The sequence below is a fragment of the Pedobacter sp. R-06 genome, from assembly GCF_049913135.1.
Lineage (GTDB): Bacteria > Bacteroidota > Bacteroidia > Sphingobacteriales > Sphingobacteriaceae > Pedobacter.
This window is the reverse complement of record NZ_CP183977.1, coordinates 104338-125895: the sequence shown is the minus strand read 5'-3', so window position 1 is coordinate 125895 and position 21558 is coordinate 104338. Positions and strand designations below refer to the sequence as shown.

14 protein-coding genes are annotated in these 21558 nt (G+C 42.2%); 4 read left to right on the top strand and 10 right to left on the bottom strand.

Translation table 11 applies throughout. The features are described from left to right. Nucleotides 1-22: 22 nt before the first annotated feature. A complete protein-coding gene (locus ACN9MR_RS00555; RefSeq protein ID WP_426327692.1) occupies nucleotides 23-1264 on the top strand; it encodes a YaiO family outer membrane beta-barrel protein in 1242 nt (413 codons plus the stop codon). Then, entirely contained in the window at nucleotides 1264-2430 is a 1167-nt protein-coding gene (locus tag ACN9MR_RS00550; RefSeq protein WP_426327691.1) for a hypothetical protein, read from the top strand. Before ACN9MR_RS00555 ends, ACN9MR_RS00550 begins: the two co-directional genes overlap by 1 nt. Here the strand turns inward: ACN9MR_RS00550 and ACN9MR_RS00545 are convergent, their stop codons facing one another. The 4 genes from ACN9MR_RS00545 to ACN9MR_RS00530 are packed head-to-tail and all read right to left on the bottom strand — an operon-like array spanning nucleotide 2431 to nucleotide 7299. Then, nucleotides 2431-4452, bottom strand: coding sequence for an LTA synthase family protein (locus ACN9MR_RS00545; protein WP_426327690.1), 2022 nt, complete (start codon nucleotides 4450-4452; stop codon nucleotides 2431-2433). It lies immediately after the preceding gene. Between the two features lie 2 nt (nucleotides 4453-4454). Next, entirely contained in the window at nucleotides 4455-5882 is a 1428-nt protein-coding gene (locus ACN9MR_RS00540; RefSeq protein ID WP_426327689.1) for a glycosyltransferase, read from the bottom strand. Then, entirely contained in the window at nucleotides 5876-6940 is a 1065-nt protein-coding gene (locus tag ACN9MR_RS00535) for a HEAT repeat domain-containing protein (RefSeq protein WP_426327688.1), read from the bottom strand. Before ACN9MR_RS00535 ends, ACN9MR_RS00540 begins: the two co-directional genes overlap by 7 nt. Beyond that, on the bottom strand, nucleotides 6937-7299 hold the full coding sequence (locus tag ACN9MR_RS00530) for a response regulator transcription factor (RefSeq protein WP_057930589.1): 363 nt from the start codon (nucleotides 7297-7299) through the stop codon (nucleotides 6937-6939). Before ACN9MR_RS00530 ends, ACN9MR_RS00535 begins: the two co-directional genes overlap by 4 nt. Before the next feature lie 439 nt (nucleotides 7300-7738). Here ACN9MR_RS00530 and ACN9MR_RS00525 point away from each other — a divergent pair, with 439 nt between their 5' ends. Continuing rightward, nucleotides 7739-10288, top strand: coding sequence for an SEL1-like repeat protein (locus ACN9MR_RS00525; RefSeq protein ID WP_426327687.1), 2550 nt, complete (start codon nucleotides 7739-7741; stop codon nucleotides 10286-10288). Between the two features lie 64 nt (nucleotides 10289-10352). Here ACN9MR_RS00525 and ACN9MR_RS00520 read toward each other — a convergent pair whose 3' ends face one another. Together ACN9MR_RS00520 and ACN9MR_RS00515 are read right to left on the bottom strand one after the other, a co-directional pair. Beyond that, complete coding sequence (locus ACN9MR_RS00520) at nucleotides 10353-11045, bottom strand: response regulator transcription factor (RefSeq protein ID WP_426327686.1); 693 nt, start codon at nucleotides 11043-11045, stop codon at nucleotides 10353-10355. Further along, nucleotides 11032-12486, bottom strand: coding sequence for a sensor histidine kinase (locus ACN9MR_RS00515; RefSeq protein WP_426327685.1), 1455 nt, complete (start codon nucleotides 12484-12486; stop codon nucleotides 11032-11034). The genes ACN9MR_RS00520 and ACN9MR_RS00515 overlap by 14 nt, the downstream gene beginning before the upstream one ends. Before the next feature lie 109 nt (nucleotides 12487-12595). Between ACN9MR_RS00515 and ACN9MR_RS00510 the strand changes: the two genes are divergently transcribed. Next, on the top strand, nucleotides 12596-14980 hold the full coding sequence (locus ACN9MR_RS00510) for an outer membrane beta-barrel protein (protein ID WP_426327684.1): 2385 nt from the start codon (nucleotides 12596-12598) through the stop codon (nucleotides 14978-14980). A gap of 48 nt (nucleotides 14981-15028) precedes the next feature. Here the strand turns inward: ACN9MR_RS00510 and ACN9MR_RS00505 are convergent, their stop codons facing one another. From ACN9MR_RS00505 to ACN9MR_RS00490, 4 genes are all read right to left on the bottom strand, one after another. After that, nucleotides 15029-16147, bottom strand: a complete 1119-nt coding sequence (locus ACN9MR_RS00505) for a Gfo/Idh/MocA family protein (protein ID WP_426327683.1) — start codon at nucleotides 16145-16147, stop codon at nucleotides 15029-15031. Between the two features lie 190 nt (nucleotides 16148-16337). Further along, nucleotides 16338-17594, bottom strand: coding sequence for a serine hydrolase domain-containing protein (locus ACN9MR_RS00500; RefSeq protein WP_426327682.1), 1257 nt, complete (start codon nucleotides 17592-17594; stop codon nucleotides 16338-16340). Nucleotides 17595-17631: 37 nt separating this feature from the next. Beyond that, complete coding sequence (locus ACN9MR_RS00495; RefSeq protein ID WP_426327681.1) at nucleotides 17632-20511, bottom strand: TonB-dependent receptor; 2880 nt, start codon at nucleotides 20509-20511, stop codon at nucleotides 17632-17634. Nucleotides 20512-20526: 15 nt separating this feature from the next. Beyond that, complete coding sequence (locus ACN9MR_RS00490) at nucleotides 20527-21555, bottom strand: alpha/beta hydrolase (RefSeq protein WP_426327680.1); 1029 nt, start codon at nucleotides 21553-21555, stop codon at nucleotides 20527-20529. Nucleotides 21556-21558 lie beyond the last annotated feature (3 nt).

Below are 21558 nucleotides of genomic sequence, written 5' to 3'. Positions count from 1 at the left end.
TAAAAATCTAGTTTTTGCTATCATGAAGCCCAAATTTTATTTATTGCTATTATCAGCCCTGGTATTCTCCAAATTCTTGCAAGCACAGGAAGGTAATGCAGACGAGCTCTTTACCCAGGCAAGAACTGCAGCCTTCGAATCAAAAGACTATTCTAAGGCCATTGCGCTCAGTAAAAAGGCTTTGGCTAAAAGTCCGGACTATGCAGATATCAGGATTTTTTTAGGCAGGGTTTATACCTGGAGCAAGCAACCTGATAGTGCCCGGCAAGCTTTCGACCTGGTTTTGGCCAAACAACCCGATAACAAAGATGCACATCTTGCTAATGCGACCCTCGAATTTTGGGAAGACAATAATGAACAAGCCCTGCTTAACGTAAATAAAGGTCTCACTTTCCATCCTGCAGACGATGAGCTGCTGCTATTGAAAGCTAAAATACTTAACAGCTTAAAAAAATGGCCTGAAGCAAATGCAACTATTGAAGAGGTATTGAAACGATCGCCTAACCTGACCGAGGCACGCACACTTGCCGCAAGAGTAAGAGAAAATTCTTCCAAAAACAAGATAGGACTCAATTACGACTTTGTTTACTTCGATAAACAATTCGATGATCCATGGCACATTGTGAGTATAGACTATAGCAGGCAAACCAAATTGGGCTCGGTTACCGGAAGGATAAACTATGCAAACCGTTTTAACCGCAATGGCCTTCAGTTCGAGGTAGACGCATATCCGCGTATATCAAACACTTTCCAGGCCTATATCAGTGGCGGGTACTCTAACGACGTAGGCGTGTTTCCTCACTACCGTGCAGGCTTTTCATTGTATGCAAACCTACCGGCAAGTTTTGAAGCAGAAGCCGGATTTCGCTATTTAACCTTTGGCGAATCAACCTGGAGCTATACCGCATCAGTAGGGAAATACTACAAAAGCTTTTGGTTTAATTTACGGACTTTTTTAACCCCTTCCAACGATCAGGTTTCTCAATCTTTCGCCTTAACCACCCGGTACTATTTTGGTGGTGCCGATGATTATTTTAGCCTTCGCCTGGGCACTGGTTTATCGCCAGATGATCCCCAGAATAATGTTTTAATTGGAAACACGGCTTACAAGCTGCGATCAAATAACATCACGCTCGGTTACCGGAAAGCATTTAAATCGCTTAATATCCTCATCGTTAACCTCGGGTTAGAGAACCAGGAATACAGGCCCGACACCAAAGGCAATCAACTTGATCTTGGGATTGGCTACATAAGACGTTTCTAATGAAAAGGAAGGTAAAAAAACTATGGATTGTACTGGCTGCTGCTGCCGGCATTCCATTAACAATGTGGCTCTGCTGGTATTTAAGCCCAAAAACCAAAATGGTTGCTGCCATAATCGATAAAACAGTTCTTACACCTGCAGGCCAGGAACACATCTCCTTCTTATGGATATTAAATCATGAGAAACTAACAAAAACAGCCAGTAAGTTTTATAAAATCGACCACGATTATTTTGGTTTTTTCCCTTTGGAGGGAGAAAAATTTCGCCTGAAGGGATTGGAGCGGTTTAACAATGATCAGCTACAGCAATTAAGTGAGGATATTAACCTGGTTTATTTTACTGATACCTACGGCATTTATCGAAACGAATGGTATACCCAAAAGAATAACAACGAACGCTCCGGAATGGTTTATGGTGGGATGAGTAGCCAGGATATTGAGTTATTAAAGCAGATGAAGCAGAAAAAGAAACTCATTATCACAGAATTTAACAGCATAGGAAGCCCTACAAGCCAAGAAACCAGAAAGCAGTTTGAGGATATGTTCGCGATGCACTGGACCGGCTGGACAGGCCGCTTTTTTGAAAGCCTTGATACGACAAGAAATAAGGAACTGCCGCGATGGCTCATTAATAATTATAAACGGGCAAATAACAACAACTGGCCGTTTAAAAAGTCGGGCATTGCTTTGGTTAGCGATCAGGACAGGGTCATCATCCTGGAGGATGGCCGCGACTTAAAAGACCCGATGCCACATATTATCAGTGGTGAATACGGACAAAAGGTACTGGGCTTGCCTGAAGAGATTAAATATGCATTCTGGTTTGACGTTATTCAGCCAAACAGGGCGATTAATACCCAGGTTGCCAGCTTTCGGATGAATGTTAACCAAAAGGGGCAGGCGCTTTTGAAGGCAAATGGGCTAAGTGCTGTTTTCCCTGCCGTGTTGATGCACAAAGAAACCGATTATCGCTTCTATTACTTCTCCGGAGATTTCTGCGACAACCCGGTAAGCCTGTCTTCCTCTTATTTCAAAGGGATTGGTGCATTCAAATGGCTATTCTACGACACCAGTAACCCGATGGAACGATCGAGCTTCTTTTGGAATTTTTATCGCCCAATGATGACCACCATCCTTGATCAGGAACGCGAGTACAATAAAAAATAGCTATTTCTTCGTCGGCCGATATTTTAAAATTACCGATGGCGGCAGCACCCTGGCCTTTGAACCCAAACCTGCATTTTTCCGCTTAAAACTCTCGAAGGCATTTTTTATGCGTTCGTAACTCACCTCATCTCTTACTAACTCCTCTTGCATATTGTCGCCTATTTGATAAAGCGATGTGCCGTTGAGGTGATAGGAGCCCTGGATAAAATCGACCATCTCGGTTTTGGTCTGTATCAGTGGGTAACTGTGCACGTTCCTGAATGAGCGGGCAGTATCAAGTCCCGATCCGAGCCAGCTTACAGCGCCGGGTAAGTCTATACCATAGCCTGACTGAAGATATGCTAGCAGACTTGGCGTTATATCAAAATGTGTAGATATGGATGCGAATTGTGCACTACGCTTTAACAGCGGCGAATAAATAATTAAAGGCACATGATAGCGATCGATCTTGTTACTCATGGGGATCTCTGGCATCCGGTGATCTCCGGTAATTACAAAAATGGTGTTGGTGTAGTCTTCTCTTTTCTTATAATTGTTAAAAAAGCTCCTCAAAGCATCGTCGGCATATAAAATAGTGCCATACTGGTTTTTGTAATTACGATAATTATCTTTCTTAGCTTCGTCGAATCCCAGGTCCGTCATTCGCTGTTCAAACCTGGAATTATATTTTTTCTGTTCATTAATCAGGAAAGGATTGTGCGTGGAGACCGTTAAAATTACGTTCAGTTCTGCAGGTTTGGCGGCTTTTGAAGGCCTGTTTGCCAGATAATATCTATATAGCTCCTGATCTCCATATCCCCATGAAAATCCGTTTTCTGCCGGCAGCTTAGCGTAGCCTGCAGAAAAGGACTTGAGGTCTCTGATTTCATCAACGCTGTTCTTTTGAAGAAATAGGTTCATATTATCGAAGCTTGCATCTCCTCCATAATAGAATGATGTTTTATAGCCATTAAATTTCAACAAACTGAACAAAGAAAGATGATCTGGCATTTGCCGCCCCTGTTCAAGAAAACCATTTTTACAGAAAGGCAAAGATCCTACTAAAGACGGGAGAACTGCAAACGTGCGACCACCAGCACTTAAAAAGTTTTTCCAGTAAAGGCCTTTATTGGCTAATGAATCGATAAAAGGAGTGAAATTTCCCAGATAGGCACCTTCATTGGTAAACGCCCGGCCCAAGCCCTCAACGATGATGATCACCAGATTTGGTTTACCGTTGGCTTTATTGAAAAATGGTGTCAGAACATCACGATCATTCGCTTTCCTATAAAATGGGTATTCCGAGCCACCAAGGTAGCTGAAAGTTGTGGGCGCAATACTACCGTCGCCATAATCTCCAATGTAGGCATCAGCATAAATATCCACATCCTCATCCCCGGGATAAAAGTGAGTATAAGAACTGCTAAAAAAGTAATCGGCCTTGTTCAGCGCGAGGTTATTGACAAAAAGGTTTTCAAAGTTTTTTTTGAAAAGATGCGCTTCGCCACTGGTCATTAGATAAAAAACAGACAGTATAGGTAAAGACCAGGCCAGCCATAACGGAACCTTGATATGGTTTGGCAATCGCTTAAGTGCAACGACCAGGAGTGCAATTACGAATAAAAAACTTAAAATTAAAGGTATGCTTACGGTACCGGATGCGCCAACAGTTTGCTTGATATCCGCAAAAGAGTAACCATAAAAATCTGCTCCCAAAGGCACCAGGGCGGTAGCGAAATACTGGCAGAGCACCAGTTGAATGAAGATGGTAATGGCAACAAATACTTTAAAACTAACTTTAGCCAGTTTAGGATGTATAAAAAACAGCGGAACAAATAGAATAAATTCAAAAATCAGCCATTTTAGCCAAAAGCTCAGATCTGCCAGCCATGACCACAGCATAAAACTAAATAGCTTAGCCGGGAATTGATGAATTAATCCATTAACCACAACTTCTACAACTCTGATTACAATTAAAGTAATAAGCCAAACGAGGGCGATTTGCAGAAAAACTATGGCTGCTGATTTAAAACGGCTGATCATTATTAAACTTTTTCTTTTGTAAATCCCTTCCTGGTCATTTCACCCCAGGAATTCTTTTTCCTCAACAGATCGATATTGCCTTTGATAGCCGACCATACCACAAACGGATGGAAGATTAATGGCTCCAAAAATGCAGTAAGAATTAAAAGCAGAAGATTTCTGTTCGTTTTGTATTGGTTATAAGTGAGCACCTCCATCAATATTGCAAAAACTGAGTATAAAAATCCGAAGCTGAATATAAAAAGCAATAAGCCCAGAAAGAAAGACCACTGGATCAATCCGAAGCCGGCAAAGACAATAAAGGCGATAAATCCGAAAAATTCTACAAGAGGGGCTAAAAATTCAAAGAAAAACCAATATGGATAGCTAATCATACCTAAAAGCCTGTATTTGGGATTAAAGAACATGACTTTATGCATCTGCAGGGTCTCAATTGTGCCCCGGGTCCAGCGATTTCGCTGTCGCCCCAGTATTTTAAAGGTCGATGGCGCCTCTGTCCAGCAAAGCGGATCGGGGATAAAGCTCACTTTGTGCGCAATCCCCTTTTCTTCCATGTACCGTCTCATTCTTACGACCAATTCCATATCCTCACCTACTGTTTTGTGATTATATCCACCGCACTTGACTACGATCTCTTTATCGAATGCGCCAAAAGCACCCGATATGAGCAGCAAGCCATTTAAGCGGCTCCAGGCCATCCGACCCAGTAAAAAGGCCCGAATATATTCCAGCGTTTGAACACGTGGCAAGAACTGCCTGGGAAGCCTAACTTTGAGCAAACGCCCGTTTTCCACAATGCAGCTATTGGCAATACGAATCACTCCCCCCGTAGCAATCACCCGCTTTTTCGTGTTTTCCAAAAATGGCTTGGCCAGTTTCAGAATAGCGTCCTGCTCTAAAATACAATCAACATCGATGCAAACAATATAATCGTTGCTTGAAACATTTATACCAACATTTAGGGCATCTGCCTTCCCGCCATTCTGCTTATCAACAACGATTAACTTTCTGTAAACTATTTTTCTGCTTCTGTAAACGCCTCTTACTTCTTTGGTTTCAATCTGGCCGTTAACAAAAAAGTCGGCCTTATAAAGATCATAAACTTCAATCAGCTTTGATAACGAATCATCTTTACTTCCATCGTTAATAATAATTACTTCCAGGTTGGTGTAATTAATAGACAACAAAGACCGCACATTCTCGATAATGTTTGCCCCCTCATTATACGCTGGTGCTAATATACTGATACTTGGCGCCTGCCTGGAACCTGCCAGCACACCATAATCTGTAAAACTATTTTTACGCAGATAGTTACGGATCTCTCCGATCGAAAATGCCGCAATAAATATGTAGCACGACAGCAGCAGCAGTGAATAGGTTAATAACCCATAAGTAAAAAAATCTATTAAAAACGATTGCCAGCTCACCATTTAATCTCGCTTTTTAGTTGAGGAATCATGTCGTTTAAGGGGTAAGTTTTCGATCTGGGATCGTTAAGCAGACACTCCAGGCCATTAGCATTGCCGTTAACAAGCGCGCGTGCAACCGCAAATTTCATTTCGTGCTGCTCGGCTTCCAGGTAACCTAGCAGTATTGAAACATTTTGCACATCCCCAATCACTGCAATCGCATTCATGATAGCGATCTGATTTTTGTAGGTTTCTGCCTCGAACCTGCTCAGCAATTTTTCTGATGTATTTTCTGTATATATTTCGGTTAATGTTGAAATCGCCTGCCTTCGTACACTGGCATCATCATGATCCAGGCAACTTACAATGTGCTCATAAAGCTCATATCGATGATAATTCCGGACCAATTTAAGGGCAAATATAACAACACTCGGATTGCTGGAGTTTAGCCATTTGTCGATCCCCGTTAACTCGGCTTGTGGCACTGTAGACAATTCTTTTAAAAGCCTGATCTGCTGCCACTCTGTGATCTGATACGAGATGATATCAAGAAAACGAAGTCCTTCGAACCCAAAAAGATTCAGTACAGCAATCTGTGCCTCAATCCGAACCAGATCATTTTTATTATTGGTATAACGGTATATCCTCGTAAGATGCTCTTTAAGGCCCATTGTTCCAATCTGCTGAATTGCATAAGCCCGCACATGCCATTTTCTGCTTTCCAGTAGTCGGAGTGCCTTTTTATCCAAGCCAAGCTGAATGTATAAATGACGCAGGTTTTCGCCATACCGTCCAGACATGTTACGTTTTGCTGCAATAATTTTTTTCACAAATTGCTTACAGAATCTCTTGTTCTTTAGGTTGGCTTTTAACCGTGGAGTTACTGGAATTAAAGCCAGTTGCCCGGTCTTGTTCTCATGAAAAAATATAGCTTTACGAAGTAACAGATCTATCATCATGTCCCACTTAACATATTCCCTTCTCCAGATTTTCCTGACAAATAAATAAAAAGAAAGAAATGTGATCAGGCAGATCGCCAGCGCGAAGAAAAATGACAGCAGTACTTCAAAAAAAATCATCTCTGATTAACTACTGCAAACCGCTTTATCCGCACAGAAAGTTCGTTAGGACTAAAGGGCTTCGTTAAGTAATCGTCCGCACCTAAACGAAAAGCTTCAAGTACGATATCCTCCTGTCCCATTCCGGAAAGGATGATGATGGGTGTTTGGCTATTTTCTTTTACAGCAGCTACGATTTCCAGGCCCGAAAGGTAAGGCATCATCACATCGGAAATAATCAGGTCAGGTTGGTATTCCTCTATTTTCTGCAACGCGTCTCGCCCGTCACGCGCCAGGATCACCTCATGGCCGTCTTTTTTTAAACGGAATTCGACTGTTCTGAGCATTAACTCATCGTCCTCAGCAATTAATACCCTCATATTTAAAGTTATTGGATGTCTCTTGCAAAGTTAATACATTTCAATCGATAATTAAACAATGCGAATGCAATCCGTAATCGTTATCAAAGAAATACACAATGCCCAAACACTTGATAAATAGTACTGAATTGAGCACTTCAAAGCAGAAAGTGCGTGCAAACCACTTTCCATGCAGCAGGCGAAAGTTCATAATTTTGGAGAAAGGAACCCCGCACTTTTAGCACACAACTACAAGTTTTAAACTACAACTAAAAAGCATAAAGATTGATGGAGGAGGTTTCAAGCTTTATGCGAATTCTCCACAAGTAACCCTTCTTTCCTGAAATCATTTTTTGGGAGGTATGGTAAAGCATAACTGCCACTCCATAAATTGGATTAAGCCCAAACCAATAAATGGCATAAAATTGGCTCCAGGATTTGCAGCCCTTAATAAAATTGAATGTCACACCGTACCTATTTATACAATATCGATACCCCGTCATTTGCAGAAGATTCAGATAAGATGATGATGGAATGGGGTTACGAAATGCCGCTTATACTTCAGCCATTATTAGTAGAAGGAGGCTTCGTTTCTGGCAACAATTACAACAATCATATTGAATTTAATGATTCCGGATTGTTCTATTATGCCAACCCAGGAATTGAAAACCTGAAACGGTTTTATAAATTTCTCGAAGACCAGCATTGTCTGATCACAGATATAGAAAAGTTTAAAGATGCCCGCGACAATCTTTTCAATTATCTGGATAAGCTTACAGGCAGTTACTTTCACCTGGATATGTGGGACGTTTTAAATATGGAGGATTCGCCTCACGCCGAACAGGCAAAGCTTTGGCTCGCGAACATTACCCATAACAATAAGATAATTACCAAAGCGATGGACGCAGGAGATATCAGCCTGCTGAATTATAAAGATTTTAATGATGTTAATGCTGGTTTTACCTCTTTCCCCGACCTATTGAATTACGAAGGCTACAACTACGGCTGGTCTTGTATCTGGACAGTTGTAGAAGAAGACCTTACGAATGAAATATTTGAAGAAAATAAACTTTGGGGACTAAAGGATGAGGATAGCCGTATCTTACTAGCCCCCCAGTTTGATGAATTTTACAGCTTTGGGCCACAGGACCTGGCGGTGGTATCAAAAAACGGCAAATACGGATATGTGGATACTGCTGGAAAAATAGCAATTCCATTGATTTGGGAGGATGCTTTCGATTTTGAGTATTCAGGTGTTGCCGTAGTTACAGCGCAACAAAAATCAGGATTGATCAATTCAAAAGGCGAGCAAATCACCCAACTTGTTTATGACGAACTGGAAACTATTGGGGATGGGAATAGCTTCAATGCAAAAAAAGAATCTCTTTGGGGTGTCATCGATGCCTCAGGCCAGGTGGTTATTGGCTTTGAGCATCAGGATATAATTAATGCCGGATACGGTTTTTATTACACTAATGTTAGTAGACAGAAAAATCAAAAGATCTACAATGAGTTTTTTAAGTACCTTGGTGAATTTCCAATTGATTCTATAGAAAACCTCGATAATGGATTGTTAATGATTAAGCCCCATAAAGGTCTTAGTACGGGGCTATTATACAAAAAAGATGGAACCTTGCTGGATAGCGGGTTTGAAAAAATAAACAGACAAACAAATTTCAACGATCTGCTGATTATTCAAAAAAACAAGAAACATGGTGTCATCAGCAGAAAAAATGAATGTTATGTACTTCCTTGCCAATATGATGTAATTTTGGATATCCGTGCCAGAATTAAGGATGAGATAAGTGATATCGCATTGGTCCATCAGGGGGATAAAAAGGGCATTTATGACGGTAATCCGAAAAACCCATCATGGTTAATCCCTCTTAATGACTACCAGCAGATCCTGTGGCTTTATGAAACCGTTTTTACGCTGCAAAAAAATCAGTTGTGGTGCATTTCCAATGTTGCAAACAATAATATTAGCGGTTTCGAATTTGACCTTGTTGTACAGAAACCCAATGAAGATGGGTTTGCTTACGCATTTAAAGACGATAACGTTTATTCCGTAAGCGATACAGCAATTACCGCTACCCCTAAATCAGTTGCGCAGGTGCATGCCAACGAGGATTACGCTTATTATTTTGAACATGAAAGCAGGAAGAGACTTTTGGCCTACGGAAAAGGGCTAAGCAAAAATGATGAACAGATAACAGACGAACTGGACTCTGCTTACAATCTTTATATCAAGGCTATCGAAGCTTATAACGTTAAGGATTATGCAAAATCAATATATTATGATACCATTGCATCTGAAAAAGGTTATGCCCTCTCCATGAATAATCTTGCACATATTTACTATAACATTGAAGGGTTTATTGATGATGACAAAGCCTTTTATTGGTTCCATGAAAGTGCAATTGCCAATGAAGAGAATGCCATGAACGGACTGGGCATGTGCTATAAGTATGGAGTTGGCACACCAGTGGATATAGAAAAGGCATTATTCTGGCTAAACAAAGCAGCTGATGCTCAACTGGCAACAGCCAATAACAACCTTGGCGACATCTATTCCGAAGGTCTATTAGTTCCTTTCAATCCGGATAAGGCGCTTCAATATTATCAAACTGCTGCCGAACTCGGTGAACCTAAAAACAACTGGCTGGGCTACCTTTATGATTTAAAAGGTGACCATGAAAAGGCACTGAAGTATTATCAGCTGGGTGCTGAGGAAGGCATTGATATTTCGGCCTATAATCTTGGCATTTTTCACTTAAATGGATTGGGGATCAGCAAAAATGTGAATAAGGCAATAGAGAACTTTAAGCTTTCATTAGATCGCGGGTATCATCAGGCAAATATAGATCTTGCCTTAATTTACAGGAATGAAGCAGGCTTTAAGGATGAGCAAAAGGTACAACAACATCTTGATGCGGCCAAAACAGAAGGTTTGGAAATACCCGAAGACTTACTAATCAAAAAAAAGGCTGATTTGACTTTTAAGGTGTAGGAGATGTATTTCAATCCTGGTTATCAATTTCGGGATTTTCGATTCTAAGTTAAATAACACATCATCAGCAAATGAGCTTATACCCTACTCCACGCAAACTGATGATCTGTATTTCAGGTTCACTTTTTAAGAGCTTTCGCAGATGTGCCATAAAAACATCCATACTACGCCCATTGTAAAAACTGTCTTCTCCCCATATTTTGATTAGTGCATCCTCACGTTCCAAAATGTTATTGCGGTTTTTCAGTAATAATTCAAGCAGAATAGCTTCTTTATAAGAAAGTGAATATTCACCTGCAGAAGTTTTTAGTTTTTGGGCTACAGGATCGAGTTCACAGTTCCTGAATCGGTATTTTCTATCGATATCGTTTTCCTCATTGTTCGCAGATCCAAACCGTTTTAAAAGTGATTCCATCCGCACCAGCAGCTCATCAATACTAAAAGGTTTTTTAAGATAGTCGTTTCCACCGCTTTTAAATCCCATCACCACATCTTCGGAAAGGGCTTTTGCACTTAAAAAGATGATCGGCATATTGGGATCTGATTTTCTGATTTCGGCCGCCAGCGTATAACCATCCTTTTGAGGCATCATGATGTCGAGTACACAGATATCAGGCTTTTCTGCTACAAATTGCGCCCAGGCAAGCGCTCCATCTAAAGCCAGCTTTACCTCGTAACCACTGCTGGTTAAGCCATCGAGCACAATGCGCGCCAAAAAAGGCTCATCTTCTGCATATAAAACCTTAGTTTTCTTCATACGATGGCAAAATGATCATAAAATTACTTCCTTTCCCTATTTTGCTCTGCAGCGCAACACGCCCGCCGTGGAGTTCTACTACCTGTTTTACATAATGAAGCCCCAGGCCGGATCCTTTCACATTGTGGATATTATCCTGGCTAAAAATCCTGAAAAAACGCTCAAAAACCTGTTGCTGATAAATTTCTTTAATCCCCGGCCCATCATCCTTAAAGCTGATGGTTAACTCACCATCGGCAATGCTGCAGGAGACCTCAATTTTGGATTGCGCCGGTGAATATTTCAATGCATTATCAATCAGGTTATAACATACATTAGCAATATGCATCGCATCACCTTTGATAAAATAAGGCTCATCAGAAGGTACAACTATAAGCTGCGAATTCTTCTCCCGCACCTGAATATCCATCGAAAGAATCACCTGTTTGAGTACTGATTGGATTTCGAAGAGGGTAAATTGCAAATTTGTTTTTCCAAGATCCATTTGTTCCTGCTTAAGCACCTTTTCGATCATCGCTTGTAAACGCTGTAATTCGTGACGGCTTATATTGATGTAATTCTGCAACTTTTCGGGCTCATCAATCAAATGATATTTACTGATCGATTCAAGGGCCACAGCAATCGTCGAGATTGGTGTTTGGAGTTCATGCGTCATGTTACTGGTAAAGCTCATTCTCGCCTGGGCATAAAGCTGTTGATTTTTCATCAGCCTGATGAGCAGGTAGAACGCGGCTGCTGTAAGCGCCAGCATCAGGAACGACGAAATGAGGTAATACCTCATCTGATAAATGATCAGCCAGGTAATACTGGGCACCACCAGCTGATACTGGTTCTGAAACTTTAGGTTATAGGTATATTTCCCACTGGCGAAAGCAGATGCATCTTTAGCAACTGCTTTCCCTTTCACCAACTGCCCACTGGAATAGTCGTAAAGGACATAGTGCCTATCGATAGCTACACCCAGGCCATTGAGCCGATGGTTCACTAAACTATCCATCACCTTCAGGTCCCGCTGATCTTCCAGCGAAACTTCGCGTTGCGATTTGCCATCGATAACGGAAGTTGATTTATGAACGGTTTGCTTTTTAGGATTGTTCGGGAACGACATTTTCATTTCTACCACCGAGCTATCATTGGTAATGCCATAATGGAACCGACTGCGCAGGTTATCCACTTTTAAATCATCAAAAGCATGCCTGAGCACCAGCCATTCCGGTGAGAGGAAAAACTGCTGAAAACGGGTGCTTTTTTCGTGCCCCTTCACGATGCTCTGATAGCTTATCTGCCTCGAAGCATCGCTAACAATAGATTCGAGTACTGTAGTAACCGATTTCTTTTGCGCCAGATACAACTGCCGTATCCATGCACATTGCAGGCACAGGCTAATGATCAGTGTGATAACCGCCAGCGGAAGAACATATCTGGAGCGAAGCCATTTCATTCCCCTAAATTGAACAATTCATTTTATCTATAGAAGTCTGGGCCGAAGATTTAACCATATTTAACCGAGATTAACTTTGCTTTACATGCAAAGCATCTAGTTTTGAAACATGAAAAAGTTACCCCTACTCCTTCTTTTATGCTTCCCCCTGATCACTTTAGCACAATTACGTAAAGGTTTGGTAACCGATAAAACCGGTGAACCAATTGATGGGGCAACCATCAGCTTGCAGCGTAGAGACTCGACCCTAGCCATTCAGACTTCAAAAAACGGCTTGTTCAGTTTCCCACAGCTTTTTAAAGGCGGTTTCACTTTAAAGGCTAATGCTGTTGGATATAAAAATACGGTTCGAGCATTGGATCTTCCGATGGATTCAGTTGTGATCGTGATGATCAGCGACGATAAAACCCTGGAGCAGGTAACGGTATCTGCTTCAAAACCACTTATTGTGAGAAAAATCGACAGGGTGATATTCAATGTCGAAAATAGCATTGTAGCAAGTGGTGCAACCGTTTGGGATGCATTGGGCAAAGCACCGGGTGTGCAGACGCGTTTTGACGGCGGGGTAACGGCGAACAATAAAGGTGTGGTGATTTATATGGATGATAAACCCATCAGGTTATCGGGCGAAGATCTGGCTGCATATCTCCGGAGCCTTCCTTCGGATAATATTGCCAAAATAGAAATTATTGCCAATCCAACGGCCAGGTATGATGCCCAGGGCGGTGCAGTAATCAATATTATCTCTAAAAAACCAAAAGGAGATGGCTTTAACGTGGTGCTTTCCGGCGGTTATACCCAATCAACCTATAGCAGCTATAACCCAAGTATGGTGTTCAATTATCGGAAAGACAAATTGAATGTATATGGCAGTTATGGCTACAGCAGGCGTAAAAAGGACCATAAAGAAAGTGAGTACATTATTTTCGATTCGCCGGGAAACTATGCAGACTGGAAGAATGATAAATCGGGCATACGTTCGGGAAAAGCCAATAGTTATAAAATCGGCGCAGACTACAACCTGACCGACAAACAGGTAATTGGTATTTTGGTAAATGGCTACAACGGTGCGAACAGCAGACCGAATAGTACATTAACTACTATTGTTAACAACCACTCGGCACTGCCAGATTCTATTCTTCATACCCAGAACGTTTCTAATGGAAAAGCCTATCAATATAGTTTCAATCTCAACTACAAGATCAAATTAGATACCAACGGCCGGAATATTAATGTAGATTTAGATTATGTACCTTATCAGAACAAAAACAGCCAGCAGGTAGATACTTATGGCACATTGGGTAATGGGAATCTGCTTCCCGACAATTACCACATCTTTACCCCATCTGACCAGAACATCGATATCTACTCGGGAAAGCTGGATTATACGGATAAGTTCTGGAAGAAATGGACATTTGAATCAGGCCTGAAATACAGCAGTATCCGTACACGCAATAGTTTTGATTTTTATAACAATCCGGCCACCGGTCCAGAATTGGTATCTAACCGCAGCGACCGTTTTGAATATGCAGAAAATATATCGGCTATTTATGCCAGTATTAGCGGAGATGCTGGCAAATGGAGCTTTGAGGGTGGTTTACGGGGTGAATATACCCGAACAAATGGAAAATCGCTGGTATTAAATACCAATAACCAGAACAACTATTTTAAGCTTTTCCCAACGCTTTTTGTGGCGTATAAAATGAATAAAGACAACGAAATAAACCTCGTGTATAATTCAAGGATCAACAGACCCGAATACTGGAGGTTAAACCCTTTTAAATCTTATACCAGCCCTTACACTTACCTGGAAGGCAACCCTGCACTGCAACCTGCTTTTATTTACAATGGCGAACTGGGCTATACCTATAAGCAGCAATATAACATTTCATTCTATCTCAGGCGGACGGTTGATTATTTTAGCAATATCTCGGTACAGGATAATAACTCAAAACTCTTTTATGATACCCAAAGAAACCTTGATTTGAGTCAGGAAATGGGCTTCTCGGCTTCCTTTCCCATCAAGCCAGCTTCATGGTGGGAAATCAATAATTATGCACAGGGTTCCTATCGCCAGGAAAGGTCGGGATATTTACAGGCCCGTTATGATTATCATGTTTGGGGTGTTTACCTAAGCACTAATCATGCTTTTACATTGAACAAAACACAGGGATTGAAAGCAGAAATCAGCGCATGGTACTCTTCTCCTACTATACAGGGCATTTATAAACTTGCACAGCTTTATGATGTAAGCGCAGGTGTAAGCAAGAGCTTGTTTAAGGGCAAAGGCACTTTAAGGTTGGCTGTAAACGATATGTTTTATGGAAATGCCTACCGCATTGATGTTGATTACGAAAATCAACATAATGGTTTTTACGAGAAGAACGATACACGCAGTGCTACTTTAAGCTTCTCGTACCGGTTGGGCGGTAATCCAACAGCTGCCAGGAAAAGAACTTCGGCCAGTGAGGAGGAAAAGAAACGCACGCAGTAAATGGTAATAATCAACCCGTAGCCCAAATCCGCTTTAAAATCTCTTTAGCTAAGCCCTTAGTTTGACCTTTTCGCCTGTTTTTACTGCTTCATAGATGGCATCAATAATTTTAAGATCTTTTAAGCCTTCCTCACCGTTTACAGGAATTACTGGTTTCTTATCTTCAAAAATAATAGTTGCCATTTCATCCATCTGTACAGTTTGATGCGTAGTTATGGGCTGCGTGAGTTCACCCTGATGTGTTCTACCCTTGATTGGCCCATAACCCGTAGAAGGTTGCATTTCTGCAAATCCTTTGTCGCCACTCATAAAAAATCTATCCAGATAATTGATGTTATAACTAGACAAACAGGAGGCTACGGCACCGCTCGGGAAACCCAATTGAAATTGTATGGTTTCATCTACACCTTCTTTAAACTTTACAGGGTCAGTCTTGGTTTCCTGAGCAGTTACCCAGATCGGTTCTTCGCCTACCATATACCTGGCTCCGTTAATTGCATAGATTCCAATATCCATCATTGATCCCCCGCCTGCGAGCGCTTTGTTTAATCGCCATTGCGCAGGATCGCCTGCTTTAAAACCACATTGCCCCTGGAAAAACCTGATTTTGCCGAATTCGCCCGCATTTCTCATTCGGATTACCTCCAGTGTACGGGGTTCAAAATGCATCCTGTAGCCAACCAGTAACTTTACATTTGCTTTTTTACAAGCATCAAGCATCTCTTGTCCTTCTTTTGCATTCAATGCCATCGGTTTCTCGCATATGGCATGTTTTCCGGCTTTTGCTACCCGGATAACCTGACTATGGTGCAGTGCATTTGGCGTAATCACATAAATTGCATCTATATCCGGATTATTTTTTACCTGATCGAAATTGTCGTAGTTGTAACAATTCTTTTCAGGAATGTTGTACTTTGTTTGCCATTCTTTAATTTTTGAAGGCGTACCGCTAATTACACCTACCAGCTTCGCCTTGGTACAGGCTTTCATCGCTTCTGCTACCCGGGTGCCATATCCACCTAAACCCATGATAGCTACTCTGAGCACCCTACCTTCGTAAGGCTGTTCAATTTGGCCGGGAACGTTCGCAAATGCCGATATCGATCCCAATTTTAGCATCAATGCCGATGCACCCAATTTTTGTAGAAAATCTCTTCTGGTATTCATATTTTTCCTGTAGCTATGCCCCTATTCAGCAAAAATTTAAGCAATATGTGCAATTACCCATTTTTTTTACCGCTTAATTAACTGATTTACTTCATGATACCTAACACCGAGCTGTTACATTTAGTTTTCACGATTTGCTAATTAGTAAGTTCAATAAGGATACAGACAAACGGTTTCATCTGGCAGATTATTAATTCAGTGCCTGATAAACCAGCACTTTATATTTGTCGCTGAGTTCACTGTGTTTAAAGGGCCACTGCTGGAGGAATAAAAGGCCTGAAAGTTTTTCTTTTGGATCGGCCCAGTACGAGGTTGCGAAAAAACCTCCCCAGGAAATACTTCCTTCAGATAAGCCTAATTTGCCACTCCCCTTAGCCGTTGTAAGCTGAAAACCAATTCCGAACTTATCATCACCCAATGAAATATCCCCGATCTGGTTCCTGGTCATCAGATCAACAGTATGCCTTGCCAGCAGTTGCTTACCTTGATAATTCCCTTTATTGATAAACAGTTGCAGGAAAGCAGCATAATCAGTTATGGTAGATACCAATCCGGCCCCACCTGCGAAATAACCATTATTATTCACCGGGTAATTTATCGAACTACCCGGAAATGTACCATCAACCCATTTAACGGGCTTACGGGTCTTCGCATCTTCGGTATATGCAGTAACCAATCTACTCCTTTTGGTTTCAGGCAGATGAAAATAGGTATCGTTCATCCCCAGGGGAGCAAATATCCTTTCGGCAAAGAACCTGTCTAAGGTCATACCAGATGCTATTTCCACCAGCCTTCCCAGAACATCAATACTTAAACTATAGTTAAAACGTTCGCCAGGGTTATATTCCAGCGGCAAAGTACCCAGTTTATTCACAGCATCAGCCAAAAGCTGCTGATGGTCCGAAAATCCAGCCTGTATGCCAGCTTTGGCATAAATGGCCTGCATTTTGGCCGAACCGATCTGTGCATAACCTAATCCGGAAGTGTGCGTAAGCAGATCCCTGATGGTAATTTCGCGTTTAGCAGGCAGGGTGGTATAACTACTGTCCTTTTCGTTAAACTTATCGAGCACTTTGGGCCTGGCAAATGAGGGAATATATTTAGATACCGGATCATCAAGCAGAAATTTTCCCTCCTCCCACAACATCATCACCGCCGTGCTGGTAATGGCTTTGGTTTGGGATGCAATCCGGAATATGGCATCTTTATGCATTGGCCTGCCTTTTTCTTTATCGTCCATACCAAATGCTTTAAAATAGGCTGGCTTCCCATCTTTCATTACCAGGCATACTGCCCCCACAATCCAGTTGCTATCGATATAACTTTGAACCACACGGTCTATCCGGGCTAAACGCTCAGGATGAAAGGCACCGGAATGGACAGTTTGCTGTGCATGCAGAGACAAACACATGGTGGTAATGGAGAGGAACAGGAATAAACGTTTCATAAGACCGATATTGTTAATATCAAATATAGCTAACTAATTAAAACTTGTACGAAGCAGTTAAGTAATAGGCCCTTGGTGGGTTGGAAATGGTAAAATAAGGTGTATTATTGGCCACCGCAGCATCAAACTGTGCCTTGTTAAAGCTTCCTGCCCCGCTTAATTGTGTTAACAGGTTTCCGGGCCGGGCCCAGCTCATTACCTGATAATTATTGAACAGGTTATTGATGTTTGCGCTCAAAGTTATTTTACGTGTGAGGTTGTACCCTGCGCCGATATCAAAATTGGAGAAGGAAGGCAGGTAAAAAACGTTAGGAGCATTGGCCTGTCTTTTGCCAAGATAAGACCAGGTGAGAAAAAGATAGAGTTTATCATTGTGATAAGTGGGTGTAATGCGTGATATGATCCTAGCATTATTATCTGTTTCGTTACCGGAATAAGATATTTTGGTGTCGTCTGCTATTCCAGGACCATTGGCTACCCAATATTCTGCCTCCACAATTTTGGAACGCTGAAAGGTTGCAACAGCCCTCAGGCTTAAGGTTTTGGTCAGGTTATAATCGCCTTCTATCTCTATCCCAAAGGTGCGGTACTTGCTATACAGGGAGGGCGTGGTATAAAGTGTTGCGTCTGCGTTGGTAAAAATCGAACCGTTTGGCACTCCGCTTAACATGCTGTAAAAAGGCGTAATAAATAAATCGAGGTCTTTCCTCCGGGCTTTCAGGCCAAGTTCTACCTGTTCGGTGGTACGTACTTCGGGATTTAGCAAGGCCACTGTTTCGGGTCTATTGGCAGCAAAATATACATCCATATCCGGCGATTTTTTACCTCTTGAGTAACGGGTGTACACGGCTGTATTGTCATCGAACTTATAATTGAGCGCGCCTGAAAAAGAGAAAGTATTTAATCTTTTTTCAAATTCTACCGAGCTGATACGATCGAGCGTATTGTTATTGAAGAATGTTTTCGGATCATTATCTGTTCCGCCCTGCAAGCCGGTCTTAAAGTATGTGCGCTGGTTATGCGCCTCTACTTTGGCCGTTTCGTACCTTCCTCCCCAATCAAAGGTCAGTTTATCGGTCAGGCTCCAGGTTTGGCTGAAGAAAAAAGCATATTGTGCCTGCGTTACGTTAAAATCAAGAAAGCCGCCTGTGTCGCCGTTAGCCTGTGCAATTCCTTCAGCATTGGTCACCTGATGTACGCCGGTGGTGCCCCCTAAGGTACTGCCCGTAAAAGTAAGATTTACGAGTTTGGGCCGGTTTTCGATGGTACCCAAGGCAACTCCATTGATTCCGGAGAAGCGGTGGGCCTTCGATCTTCCATAGTACATCCCTGCATTAAAGCTCATATTCTTAAGCTTTTTATTAACGGCAAACTGGTTGATAACCTCATTCACCTGGTTCTCATAACTGCCCAATACAGAAAAATAAAGGGAATGCGGGCTTACGCCCTGTCCTGGCAATACATCTTTAACGATCGTGTATGCCGGCAGACCGCCCGGTCCGGGTGCTGCATTGATGCTCATCAGCTCAGTTCCGGTTCTGGCATCTTTGAACGAATAGTTTCCAAATCCAAGTCCGGTCATCCCTGAAAGCAGAAAATAACTGCTAAAATCGGTACCACTCATAATTGAGCCGTTTGTGGTATTGTAATTGATATCATTCCGGGAGTAGCGGAAAGCATTGCTGAGCGACCAGCCTTTGCCCAACTGCTGTTCCCACAAGGCTCCTATCGATTTATATTTGCTTTCTACCACATTAGCCGGATTTAACGAGATATCGCCCCCTCCGATATACCGTGGGGAGGTAAAATCAAATTTAGGCATCAGGATCGTTGAAAATATATCGAATCCTTCACTTGGTTTTGGGTCTGAGAAACTGTTGGTAGGCAGTAACTGGGCATATCCGTTTTTATCATGAAGGTATTTACCGATTATTTTTAAGGAACCGGTTTTATATTTCTTTAAAAGGTTTGCCTTAATCTGTCCACCCTTATTAATGGGATAGCCCGGGTAGCGGCCAGTTTGATCATAGCGGTAAAAACCACCGATATTGTAAAACCAGTTATCTTTGATCGGCCCGCCCAGATCAAGATCAACGCGCGCGAGCGGATTGCCGCCATCACTTCCCTGAAAGCCATATTTGGTTCTGAGTTCGCCCTCAAAGTTATTACCTCCGGTTTTAGAAACATAATTAAAGATTCCACCGGGCGCATTGGCCGCTGTAACAGATGCCGTTCCGCCCCGTACGGCTTCCAAACGGGCCAGGGTTGCATCTGGCCTGAGGAAAAAATCTGGTCCATAACTGAAATAGGTAATATTGGTTACCGGGATTCCATCTTCCTGCATCGAAACATATTCATAGCCAAAACTGCCGTCTTGCGAGCCTGCGGTGATGCCACGTGAGGCAACACTGTTCCTGATCTCACCATTTGATGAATTGACGAACACGCCTGGTGCATTTTTTAAAAGGTCGGCAGCACTTGCCGGTACAGTGCGTTCAATCTGTGCACTGTTTAAAGTGGTGATTGCAACCGAAGCATCGATACGTTTTCGCTTATCGAACATTCCGGTAACCACCACTTCATCCATAGTATTCACCGCTGTGGTCATCCTGATCACCGCTTTAGCGTCGGCTAACAAAGCTATTTCCCGGGTGATGAAACCCAAAAAAGAAACGGTTGCAGTTTCCTTTTGGGCACTGATATTGGTAAAAACAAATTCACCGTTCTGGTCGGTAGTCGTGCTTCGTCCGGTTATTTTCAGTTTAATACTTGCACCGGGAACAGCATTTCCCTGCTCGTCGGTAACTTTACCTGAAAAAGTATTGGTTTGAGCGTTGCATATACCAGCAAACAGCAACATGGCCAAAAGCATAAAAAGCTTTCCATAATTTAAATTGTTGTGTAATTTTCTTTTCATAACCGATAGTTTATATTATTGGTTCAGTAGTTTTTTTGCCATGTAGTAGAGTTCTGTATTTGCCCGTTCAGGAACAAAGCCATGAGGGTATCCGGCGTAATTATGCAGTTCTGTAAATATTCCCGCATCGATAAGTCTTTGCGCATATAAGAGTGCACCATCCCTCAAAGGATCGACACCACAGGTTAAAATATAGGTTGGCGGCAGGCCTTTTAAATTTTGGGTCAGCCCGGGCAGTGCATGTTCAGGAACATTTTTATACTGTTTTTCGCCAAGATAATATTTTAGGTAGCGGGTCATGTCGGCCCCCTTAACACCAGGAATATTCCATAACTCCACTACCGATACATGGGTTGTATCCATATCTGCTGGAGGAAAAACCAGCAGTTGGGCCTTTATTTTCGGGCCTTTTTCTGCCCTGGCCTTAAGTACAATGCTTCCTGCAACTGCTGCTCCGGCGCTTCCGCCGCCCACACCAACTTTAGCGGTGTCTATCCCATAAGTTTTTGCATTGGAAATACCCCAGAGCAAGGTTGAATAACCATCGTTCACCCCGGCCGGAAATACATGTTCGGGGGCAAGCCTGTAATCGACCGATATGACCACTACCTGAGAACGGATACTCATCGTAGCGCAGGCCTGGTGATCACTGGTAAGATTTCCTGCTATAAAACCACCGCCGTGAAACCAAACCAGCAATGGAATATTACCGTTGGCGTACTTTGGCCGATAAACCCGTATGGGCACCAGCGGATCGCCTTTTTCCAGTCCTGGGATATTCAGGTCGGAAATTTCTACACTGTCTGCGTTTTTAAGCTTAGGCGTTGGACGTGCCTTATCCGCTTTTCTTGCATTGGCAATAAAGGTACTATCAAGTTTTGAAACCGGTCCGAAGGCGAGTAATTTGATTTCCGGCGATAAGCGGGTACTTACCTCTGCTGCAGTAAGTGGCCTCACTGTGTTTTTCTGTTTTTTTGTCTGCTGTGCGAAAACGGCCGTACATGCCATTAGCATGACCAGGGACAATGTGCTTAATCTGTTCATATT

Excerpts from the sequence above, each read along its gene's own strand:
- ACN9MR_RS00555 (WP_426327692.1), top strand. The coding sequence starts at position 23 with ATGAAGCCCAAATTTTATTTATTGCTATTATCAGCCCTGGTATTCTCC.
- ACN9MR_RS00550 (WP_426327691.1), top strand. The coding sequence starts at position 1,264 with ATGAAAAGGAAGGTAAAAAAACTATGGATTGTACTGGCTGCTGCTGCC.
- ACN9MR_RS00545 (WP_426327690.1), bottom strand. The coding sequence starts at position 4,452 with ATGATCAGCCGTTTTAAATCAGCAGCCATAGTTTTTCTGCAAATCGCC.
- ACN9MR_RS00540 (WP_426327689.1), bottom strand. The coding sequence starts at position 5,882 with ATGGTGAGCTGGCAATCGTTTTTAATAGATTTTTTTACTTATGGGTTA.
- ACN9MR_RS00535 (WP_426327688.1), bottom strand. The coding sequence starts at position 6,940 with ATGATTTTTTTTGAAGTACTGCTGTCATTTTTCTTCGCGCTGGCGATC.
- ACN9MR_RS00530 (WP_057930589.1), bottom strand. The coding sequence starts at position 7,299 with ATGAGGGTATTAATTGCTGAGGACGATGAGTTAATGCTCAGAACAGTC.
- ACN9MR_RS00525 (WP_426327687.1), top strand. The coding sequence starts at position 7,739 with ATGTCACACCGTACCTATTTATACAATATCGATACCCCGTCATTTGCA.
- ACN9MR_RS00520 (WP_426327686.1), bottom strand. The coding sequence starts at position 11,045 with ATGAAGAAAACTAAGGTTTTATATGCAGAAGATGAGCCTTTTTTGGCG.
- ACN9MR_RS00515 (WP_426327685.1), bottom strand. The coding sequence starts at position 12,486 with ATGAAATGGCTTCGCTCCAGATATGTTCTTCCGCTGGCGGTTATCACA.
- ACN9MR_RS00510 (WP_426327684.1), top strand. The coding sequence starts at position 12,596 with ATGAAAAAGTTACCCCTACTCCTTCTTTTATGCTTCCCCCTGATCACT.
- ACN9MR_RS00505 (WP_426327683.1), bottom strand. The coding sequence starts at position 16,147 with ATGAATACCAGAAGAGATTTTCTACAAAAATTGGGTGCATCGGCATTG.
- ACN9MR_RS00500 (WP_426327682.1), bottom strand. The coding sequence starts at position 17,594 with ATGAAACGTTTATTCCTGTTCCTCTCCATTACCACCATGTGTTTGTCT.
- ACN9MR_RS00495 (WP_426327681.1), bottom strand. The coding sequence starts at position 20,511 with ATGAAAAGAAAATTACACAACAATTTAAATTATGGAAAGCTTTTTATG.
- ACN9MR_RS00490 (WP_426327680.1), bottom strand. The coding sequence starts at position 21,555 with ATGAACAGATTAAGCACATTGTCCCTGGTCATGCTAATGGCATGTACG.